Genomic DNA, 7,986 nt, shown 5'->3' on the forward strand with positions numbered 1-7,986 from the left:
CATGCCGGGACGAGGGTGCGGATGTTCCCAGGGTTCCTCCTTCGTGCGTACGTCCTGGAGCAGCCGGTCACAGGTGGCCGGACTCATGTGGAGGAGGAGACCACGGACAGCAGGAGCAAGGTCAAGCTGTCCCCGGATCTCAAGGAAGGGGATGATGCGCTGCAGGAATGGGACGAGACGCTTGCCACAGAGTCTGCCCGACAGATGCCAGAACTCTGTGAGTGCAGGGAGGACCGCCCCCTTGTACACCGATGCCCGATGGCGATGGACGGGACCCCTGCCCTGCGCCACCTTTGCCCTCAGGGTGCTGCGTGCGTATGAACGGTTGAGATCCGTGAGGCAACGATGCCATTTGGAGTAGGAAATAGGTGAGGCAATACGAGCAGTTGACAAGGGACCGTCCTCCGCCACACTGATACCGAAGATACATGTTTTCCGGAGGTGCCGATGTTCTTACTGATTGCTGTGCTGAACAGTGATGCACATGTGCGCAAGGTACTTGAGGGTTTTACTGCCATTGATGTTGGTGGCGCAACTGTCATCGACAGTCGAGGCATGGGTCAGATGCTTGCGGCCGACATTCCGATCGTGGCCGGTATTGCTCGCCTGCTGGGTGGTTCGCCGGTGCAGGAGAGCAGTAGAACGATCTTCTCGGTCATCAGCAACACGGAAGCCCTGGAGCGTGCCAAGAAGATCGTACTGGACGCAGTCGGGGACATGACCCAGAAGGGCGTCGGCATCATGTTCGTCGTCCCCGTCACCGAGGCATATGGACTGATCGAGCCGGAACCGTTGCCCTCGGACATCCCCTAGCTGGACTTCGCTTCCGACCAGAATCGCTTGCTAACTGGCTGGACGGATACCGATGGCCTGTCGCAGGGACTCGAACTGGGGCAGCTCCATGAAATTCCTGGAAGCCACGGTGAGCGATGGCGTTTCTTCGAAGTCGGTACGGGTCTGGAGGACGACGTCGAGAATGCGCGAACGCAGGAGGTGGCACGCTTCTTCGATGCGCTTTCGTTCACCTTCCCCACCCTCGGCACAGAATACCTCTATCTCGAGCCGCTCCACGAATTCGACAACCGGATCGTCTGCTGACGCCGATTCGTCGGAAGCCTGGACGAGTGTCGCCAACGGGATGACGTGGTCTACGAGGACGTAGTAGCCAAGCTGAAGAAGTCCTGCCACCGTCAGCCGTGGCCGCATGCCCGCGAACCTGTCCCCATAGCTGGTGGCCAGCTCGCGCTCATAGCGAGTGATGTTGGCGGCCATCAGGTCGACAGCCTGCTGAGCTGTCAGGGCCTGTTCGTCTGTCGAACCGGCTACACCCTCTTCCTGAAGGTCAGTATCAGGAGCCGTGCATTCGAGCATAGAGCCTGTGCGTTCGCGGTAGAGGTCGATGAGCGTTCGCAGGACGGCGTGCGCGAAGAACCCGTTCTCATCGACGAGATGGCTGGCTGCGGCTCCAGATGCCGCCGATCTTCTGGTGACTTCGGCGTCGACGGCCTTGCGGTCCGGACCATCCTGTGACGTGAACCAGAGGGCAACGTCCGGATAGGCTGCCAGAAACCATGTCGGGAAGCCGATGGGATGCTGCATCGACAAGGCCATTTTTGCCGCCGATGGGGTGGGCTGGACTCCACTCTCTTCGGCCGCCTGTTCCATCAGCGCACCCACGTTGGCCAGATAAACGGACGGAGCAATGCTGTCGGGTATGAAGAACTCGCGGGCGTAGTGCTCGAACTGCTCAGCCTGCTGGTCCTCTTTTGGCAGACCTGCGATGCTGTTTTCCCAGATACGTGTGTTGACATTCATGACAGGCCTCCCAGTGGACCAGCACGGTCATGCGCTCCATGACTATGAGTTCATGCTACTGCCCCCAAGCGGGTTTGTCAATCGTGCCCGGTTGTGGAAGCACGCACAGCAACCTGGAGGCTGAGGAGCGTACGTTGGCAATGGTCAAGGTACCGATATATGTTTTACGAGTAGAAGAAACCAATGTGCTGCTATACTGCATGAAGGCACGGTACAAGTGGTGACTGTCCGGCCGATTTGGAGGTACTGATGGAAGAGCTCAACAGGGCACCCGTAGAAATCAGGGGCCTGGACGATATCCTGAAGATCGTTGTGGACCGCGGGGCCTCGGACCTGCATCTGCAGGCAGGAACGCCGCCCATGCTGCGTCTCCACAAGCATCTGTTGCCTGTTGGGACCGAGGTGATGTCGGGAGGCGCTATCGAAGCGCTCGTGTACCCCATTATGAACGACGACCAGAAGGCTGTGTTCAAGCAGCATCTGGACTTCGACTTCTCCTACTCGGTCAAAGGACTGGCGCGGTTCCGCGTGAACGTGTTCCGGCAGAGGGGCACGATGGCCGTGACCATGCGCCGCATCCCGTTCACCATCCCCGACCTCGATTCACTCGGATTGCCAGAGGTCGTGAAGGGCCTCACCAAGCTGGAAAAGGGCTTCGTGCTCGTGACGGGGCCGACCGGCCATGGCAAGTCGACGACGCTTGCGGCGATGATCGACAAGATCAACCAGGAACGCGACGTGCATACGGTCACCGTCGAGGACCCCGTCGAGTTCCTATTCCAGCACCGCAAGGGCATCGTGGTCCAGCGGGAGCTGGGCGAGGACACGGAATCGTTCGCACATGCGCTGCGCGCCGTGTTGCGGGAGGACCCCGACATCATCCTCGTGGGAGAACTGCGAGACCTGGAAACGATTGCGGCGGCTCTGACGGCAGCCGAGACTGGACATCTGGTGTTCGGGACCCTGCACACCAATTCGGCTCCGCAGTCCATCGATCGTATCATCGACGTCTTTCCCGCCGCTCAGCAGGGTCAGATTCGCATCCAGCTGGCGAACGTCCTGTCAGCGATCGTGACACAGCAGCTTCTGGCGCGCAAAGACGGCAACGGGCTGGTTGTGGCCACGGAAGTGCTGATAGCGACACCGGCCGTCCGGAACCTCATCCGTGAGAACAAGTCCTACCAGATCGTCTCCACGATGCAGACGAGCGGCGCCAAGGGGATGATGACGATGGAGAAGTGCGTCAAGGAGCTTGTAGCCAGGGGGATCGTTGCGGCCGACGTGGCCCTGCGGGCAGGAGTCAACGTCAAGGACTAGATCTGACGCTGGAAATGCAGAAGGGGCGCAGCCACGGCTGCGCCCCTTCTTGTTATGCCCTGATGGATGCGCTGTGTTGCTACGAGATGACGTCCGTCACCTGACGGGTGACGATGCCGGCGCTTTCGATGCTCGTGAGCATACCGTTCTTCCCGCTGATCAGCTGGCCATCGATGAACTGCTGCATCACCGGACGGATCAGAGCGTCCGTGAGGTCGGCCTTGGGGCTGTTGAACTCCATTGCATGGGTCTTGCCGGGCGTGTCGGTGCCGAACACGAGGCGAAGGACGGTGGTCTGAGAATCAGCCATGGGTTACCTCCTTACTCCACGAATGCGGCTCGCCTGTTGCGTACGATGGCGGCCGTCTGCTCAGTGAGCAGAGTCATGAGCTGTCCGGCGCACGCGTATGCGACGGCGTCTGTGGCAAGCGGGTTGATGTAGGCGATGGTCTCACCCTTCTTGCTGACGAACGTGATGCGGATCGTTCCTGCCTGGTCCTGGACGGTCATCTGTGCCTCCTGTGTTCTGGATTTCGGGTACCCAGTTTTCTTATGAGGCAGCCATCGACAGAAGGGTCCAGGATGAGCCTCTGATGCTGTTCGCGCTCGGTGTCACCCGGTAGGCGGGGCCGGTTCAGCCAGTTATCTCACGCAGTCCGACAATCACCTGGTTTGTTTTCTCGGGCCGGCGATGAGGAGTCCTCGTTCCAAGAGCTGACGGACGATGCGCATTGAATCTACAGTAGAAGCAGCGTTCGTTGCAATGAGATCGTTCAAGGTCATGCCGTCGCGCATGACGGCCAGCAGGCGGAACTCCTCGACACTGATGTGGACCGTTTCAGCGGCAGGGACGTCGTGGCTGAATGCTACGCAGGTGGTAGGAAGGGCTGCGCCCAAGGATTTTATCTCGTTGCGCGCTTCGTCGATGGTCGCCAGCGCCGCTTCCATGCAACCAGAATGGTCTCGTCCTGAGGCGAAAGAGCGTTGTTGACGGTGAATTCGAATGAACCTTCAATACATATTGATTGCCGCCTCACGCAAGGCGTCAAGCCCGCGGAGAGAGCCACACTGAACCGATGCTATCTCCCCGCCCAGAAAGGACAGGTCGACCTGGCGTGGCATTCCCATGGGCGTCGTGACGACGAGACGCAGTGTGCCTGTCTTGTGACCAGTTCGAATCAGGCCAAGGATGGCCTCGAGTGAGAAGTCCCTGAGCGTTCCACGTAGCTCTATTTGGTGTTCCCCTTGCGGTCGCCCGTGATTGTCGGCATCGGCGTTCCACGAGAGCACTGGGCGGGCCTGTCACTCATGGTATTCCCCCTCGCCCCTTTTGCGACAGCGTTGTTGCAGGGAGAACGGCGTAGGCGGCATTCTGGAAGGGAATCTGCATCAAAACCTGATGCAAAGCGCGTCTTTCGGATTCTTGCGCAGATTGTGAACAATTGTGTGCGAGATCTGCCCTTGCGTGCCGCGATGAACCCGCTAAGATATCGGACGTGTTAGATGAGAAGGTTCCGACTTTCTTTCTCCAACCAACCTACTACAATGGCGAGAGGCCTAAGCCTTTCGCCTTTTTCATTTCCCTTCAGCAGTGACGTTGCGGGGACGCTTATTCTCCCCGTCTCAGCGACATCGGTCTCCTGGCTGCACCCAGTCACAGGTGACAGGATCACCAGCAGCGACGGCACGACGATACGCTTCCCTATTCTGTTTCCTCTCTTGTTAAACACTCCAGCATCCAGGAAATCCAGCGTGCGCCGTGCTGGGCGCAATGAAACGCGTCGGACAGAAGATTCCAGAAGGACGGTTGCCGGCGCTGGGCGAACGTACGCTGGTGCAGCGTTTTACTTGACACGACAACGCGCTAGACTTTCTTCAGGTGAAGTGGCACGTGACACCAAGGAGGCGCTTATGGCTCAGGATGAAGGCGAACTGATACGTTTGGCGCTCGAACAGCTTCCCGACGGCGTCGTTGTAGCCGATGCTCATGACCATGTCGTTACACTCAACGCTCAGGCACGACTCATCAGGGGTCCACGGTCGGATGCTGGCATCGCTTTCCCCCTGCTCTTTGGCAGCTCAGTGACCGAGGACGTGGAACAAGGTCTCGGAGCACTACGGACAGGCACGGCGACGGAGTTCTCGGTTGTCGAGGGCGACCCGTCGACAGGCAAGGTCTATGAACACCGATGCGTCGCCGTGAAAACGCCGGGAGGTGCCTATGCCGGGACTGCCGTGACGTCGCACGACGTGACAGACCGACAGCTTCAGGACGCTCGTCAGGAGGCGCGAGTCTCCGGGCTCCAGCGGCAGGTTGCAGGCCTGCAGGATGCCTTGCAGGAGCGCTTTGTGGACGGCATGATCATGCTGGTCGATGCACTGGAGGCTCGAGACCGGTATACGCGCGGGCATTCCACCCGAGTCGCCTTCATGGCCGGCAAGGTTGCTCAGCGGGTTCTGGGCCATGCCACCGATGTGGCCGAGATTGAGCTGGCCGCGCGCCTCCACGACATCGGCAAGGTAGCGGTCCCCGACCGTCTACTGGATAAGCCGTCCAATCTAACGCCGGAAGAGGTGGTGCTCATGCACACGCATCCTCTGGTCGGCGAGAGCATCCTGCGCCCCATTGCGCAGCTGCGCAATGTTGCGGCCATCATCCGCAATCACCATGAGCGATGGGACGGAACAGGCTATCCAGATGGCTTGTTGGGAGAACACATTCCAGTCGGCTCTCGCATTCTGGCTCTCGCCGACACATTTGATGCAATGACGTCTCAGCGTCCATATCGCCATTCTCTCCCGGCGGCAGAGGTCCGGGAGGAAATCGCAAGACACCTGGGGACGCAGTTCGATCCCACGATCGGGCTGACATTTGTCGAAATGATTGGTTCTGGCGAGATTCTGTCCGAGGACCAAGCCCACAGCGAGGCCGGATGATCCGCCGCGTAGCATCGCAGAAGCGACACCTCGCCGTGTCGCAGAGTTCCGAGAACTTCCTGCTGTTCTCATACGGCGACTACTTCGAACCTGGAAACGTCCGCTGGGGCGGTCTCCGGTTTTTCAACGATGACCTTATCCACCCCGCGTGTGGTTTTCCGCTCCACTTCCATGATGAGATTGAGGTCGTCACCATCGTTGTGGCAGGGGAGATACGGCAGCGGCAGGGGGTTCAGCCTCCGGTACGCCTTCGTCCAGGCGATGTCCAGGTCCTGTCTTCCGGGACCGGGGTCCGTCATGTGGAGACGAACGAGTGCCCAGGGCAAGTCCATTTGTATCAGGTGGGGATTTTTCCGCGGGAGTCGGGACTGATGCCGTCTCATACTGAGGCTGCATTTGGAGCGCTTCCTCCTCCTAACGAGCTGATTGCAGTCGCATCCGGTCAGAACAAGGCGGGGGCGATTCCGATGAACGCGGACGCGACCGTTTTCGTCGGTTCCCTCGAACCCTACCAGATGATCGAATACCAGATGGCCCCGGACCGTTGCGCATTCGTCTACCTGACCCGTGGCGCTCTGACGGTCAATGGGGTCGACTATGAGTCAGGGGACCAGGCGCGCATAGCGAACGAGCCCGAGTTCATGGTGGGGGCGATTGACCACTCGGATTTCGTCCTCGTGGACGTACCGACGCTAGGGCAGACGATTCGCGAATAGCGTACCGGAACAGGGACAAGCCGCGGGGAAAAAGCGAGGGGCCCCAGACGGGGCCCCTGCGAAGGAGGGCATGTGATAACGTTTGGCGCTATCACAACCCTATTATATCACTTCTGTGCAAACGCTGTCAAGAGGTCCGGATATTCGCCGGTCTTCTTGTCTCTGACCGACGATTCAGGCTCTTTGGCGGATTCACGCTATTTTCATGATGTTTCGGTGCTGAAGTGGACTGACCGTCACGGCCGGCTGAACGCCGAGGGCGGCTGGAACCCGTACTGGGTCTGTGATCCCAGGCAAACTCAGTCTCGCGTCTTGGAGCTGGGGCCTTATAGTCGAAGCCGGAGAGGGTACGTCGTTCGATGGGAGTCCCCAGAACCTTCTCAATATCACGGACCAGAATCGTGTCTTCCTCAGTGACCAGAGTGAACGCGTCTCCCGAATGGAGAGCTCGGCCGGTACGTCCGATGCGATGGGTGTAGGCGTCCGTCGTGTCCGGGATGTCATAGTTGATGACGTGCGAGATCTGCGTCACATCGATGCCGCGAGCCGCAATGTCGGTAGCGACCAGGACCTTATATCTACCGTCGCGAAAGCCGCCCAATGCTGCCTGGCGTGCGCGCTGTGACAGATTGCCCTGCAGCGACGTCGCGCGGTAGCCTTCATTGGCCAGCTTCTCGCCAAGCTTCTTGGCACGGTGCTTGGTGCGCGTAAAGATCAGGACCGACTCTGTATCAGTGTGCTTCAGCAACTCGATGAGCAGCGGTGTCTTGAGGTGCTGCGGTACGGGGTAAAGCGCATGTGAAACCGTTTCTACCGGAGCGGAGTGCCCAATCTGGACCGTCACGGGGTCATGCAGGATAGCGTCGGCCAGATGGCGGATGTCCTCCGGCATGGTGGCGCTGTACAACAGGTTCTGGCGCTGGGCAGGGAGGTTCTTGATGATGCGGCGGACGTCGGGCAGGAAGCCCATGTCCAGCATCATGTCCCCTTCGTCGAGGACAAGGACCTGTATCTTGGTGAGATCGACTGTACCTTGGCTGATATGGTCCAGCAAACGGCCGGGGCAGGCGACGACAATGTCGACGCCGCGCCGGAGCGCATCGATCTGTGAATTGATGCCGACGCCACCGTAGATAGTGAGAACGGTGAGGCGAGTCTTGCGGCCCAGATCGCGGAAGTCCTCGGCGATCTGTTCCGCCAG

The 7,986-nt window shown here is 59.5% G+C and carries 11 protein-coding genes and 1 pseudogene; 4 read left to right on the plus strand and 8 right to left on the minus strand.

Features of this window, described 5'->3' with window-relative positions:
* A pseudogene (locus SMC1_RS10915) lies at window positions 1-393 on the minus strand (hypothetical protein); the annotation flags it as partial.
* Window positions 394-447: 54 nt separating this feature from the next.
* On the opposite strand from SMC1_RS10915, the gene SMC1_RS09085 reads away from it, so the two are divergent.
* Entirely contained in the window at window positions 448-813 is a 366-nt protein-coding gene (locus tag SMC1_RS09085; RefSeq protein ID WP_119086459.1) for a P-II family nitrogen regulator, read from the plus strand.
* Window positions 814-843: 30 nt separating this feature from the next.
* Here SMC1_RS09085 and SMC1_RS09090 read toward each other — a convergent pair whose 3' ends face one another.
* Complete coding sequence (locus tag SMC1_RS09090; RefSeq protein WP_119086460.1) at window positions 844-1,815, minus strand: hypothetical protein; 972 nt, start codon at window positions 1,813-1,815, stop codon at window positions 844-846.
* Window positions 1,816-2,064: 249 nt separating this feature from the next.
* On the opposite strand from SMC1_RS09090, the gene SMC1_RS09095 reads away from it, so the two are divergent.
* The gene (locus SMC1_RS09095; protein WP_119086461.1) at window positions 2,065-3,132 is read left to right on the plus strand and encodes a type IV pilus twitching motility protein PilT; all 1,068 of its coding nucleotides are present in this window, start codon (window positions 2,065-2,067) and stop codon (window positions 3,130-3,132) included.
* A gap of 79 nt (window positions 3,133-3,211) precedes the next feature.
* On the opposite strand, the gene SMC1_RS09100 is transcribed toward SMC1_RS09095, so the two are convergent.
* From SMC1_RS09100 to SMC1_RS10740, 5 genes are all read right to left on the minus strand, one after another.
* Window positions 3,212-3,442, minus strand: coding sequence for a DUF2922 domain-containing protein (locus SMC1_RS09100; RefSeq protein ID WP_119086462.1), 231 nt, complete (start codon window positions 3,440-3,442; stop codon window positions 3,212-3,214).
* Window positions 3,443-3,453: 11 nt separating this feature from the next.
* Window positions 3,454-3,642 (minus strand): hypothetical protein, encoded by a 189-nt coding sequence (locus tag SMC1_RS09105; RefSeq protein WP_119086463.1) that lies wholly within the window; start codon window positions 3,640-3,642, stop codon window positions 3,454-3,456.
* Window positions 3,643-3,795: 153 nt separating this feature from the next.
* Window positions 3,796-4,080 (minus strand): hypothetical protein, encoded by a 285-nt coding sequence (locus SMC1_RS09110; RefSeq protein WP_119086464.1) that lies wholly within the window; start codon window positions 4,078-4,080, stop codon window positions 3,796-3,798.
* Window positions 4,081-4,143: 63 nt separating this feature from the next.
* The gene (locus tag SMC1_RS09115; protein ID WP_119086465.1) at window positions 4,144-4,422 is read right to left on the minus strand and encodes a DUF4388 domain-containing protein; all 279 of its coding nucleotides are present in this window, start codon (window positions 4,420-4,422) and stop codon (window positions 4,144-4,146) included.
* 209 nt (window positions 4,423-4,631) lie between these two features.
* Window positions 4,632-4,862 (minus strand): hypothetical protein, encoded by a 231-nt coding sequence (locus SMC1_RS10740; RefSeq protein ID WP_165849405.1) that lies wholly within the window; start codon window positions 4,860-4,862, stop codon window positions 4,632-4,634.
* Between the two features lie 181 nt (window positions 4,863-5,043).
* On the opposite strand from SMC1_RS10740, the gene SMC1_RS09120 reads away from it, so the two are divergent.
* Window positions 5,044-6,069, plus strand: a complete 1,026-nt coding sequence (locus tag SMC1_RS09120; protein WP_165849406.1) for an HD domain-containing phosphohydrolase — start codon at window positions 5,044-5,046, stop codon at window positions 6,067-6,069.
* Window positions 6,066-6,785 carry a pirin family protein gene (locus tag SMC1_RS09125; RefSeq protein ID WP_119086467.1) on the plus strand — a complete coding sequence of 240 codons (720 nt, stop codon included), beginning with the start codon at window positions 6,066-6,068 and terminating at the stop codon, window positions 6,783-6,785. Before SMC1_RS09120 ends, SMC1_RS09125 begins: the two co-directional genes overlap by 4 nt.
* Before the next feature lie 127 nt (window positions 6,786-6,912).
* Here the strand turns inward: SMC1_RS09125 and SMC1_RS09130 are convergent.
* The coding region (locus SMC1_RS09130; protein ID WP_133299414.1) for a DEAD/DEAH box helicase at window positions 6,913-7,986 on the minus strand (1,074 nt) is incomplete at its 5' end.

Source organism: Candidatus Cryosericum septentrionale, from assembly GCF_003570995.1.
Taxonomy (GTDB): Bacteria; Caldisericota; Caldisericia; order Cryosericales; family Cryosericaceae; genus Cryosericum; species Cryosericum septentrionale.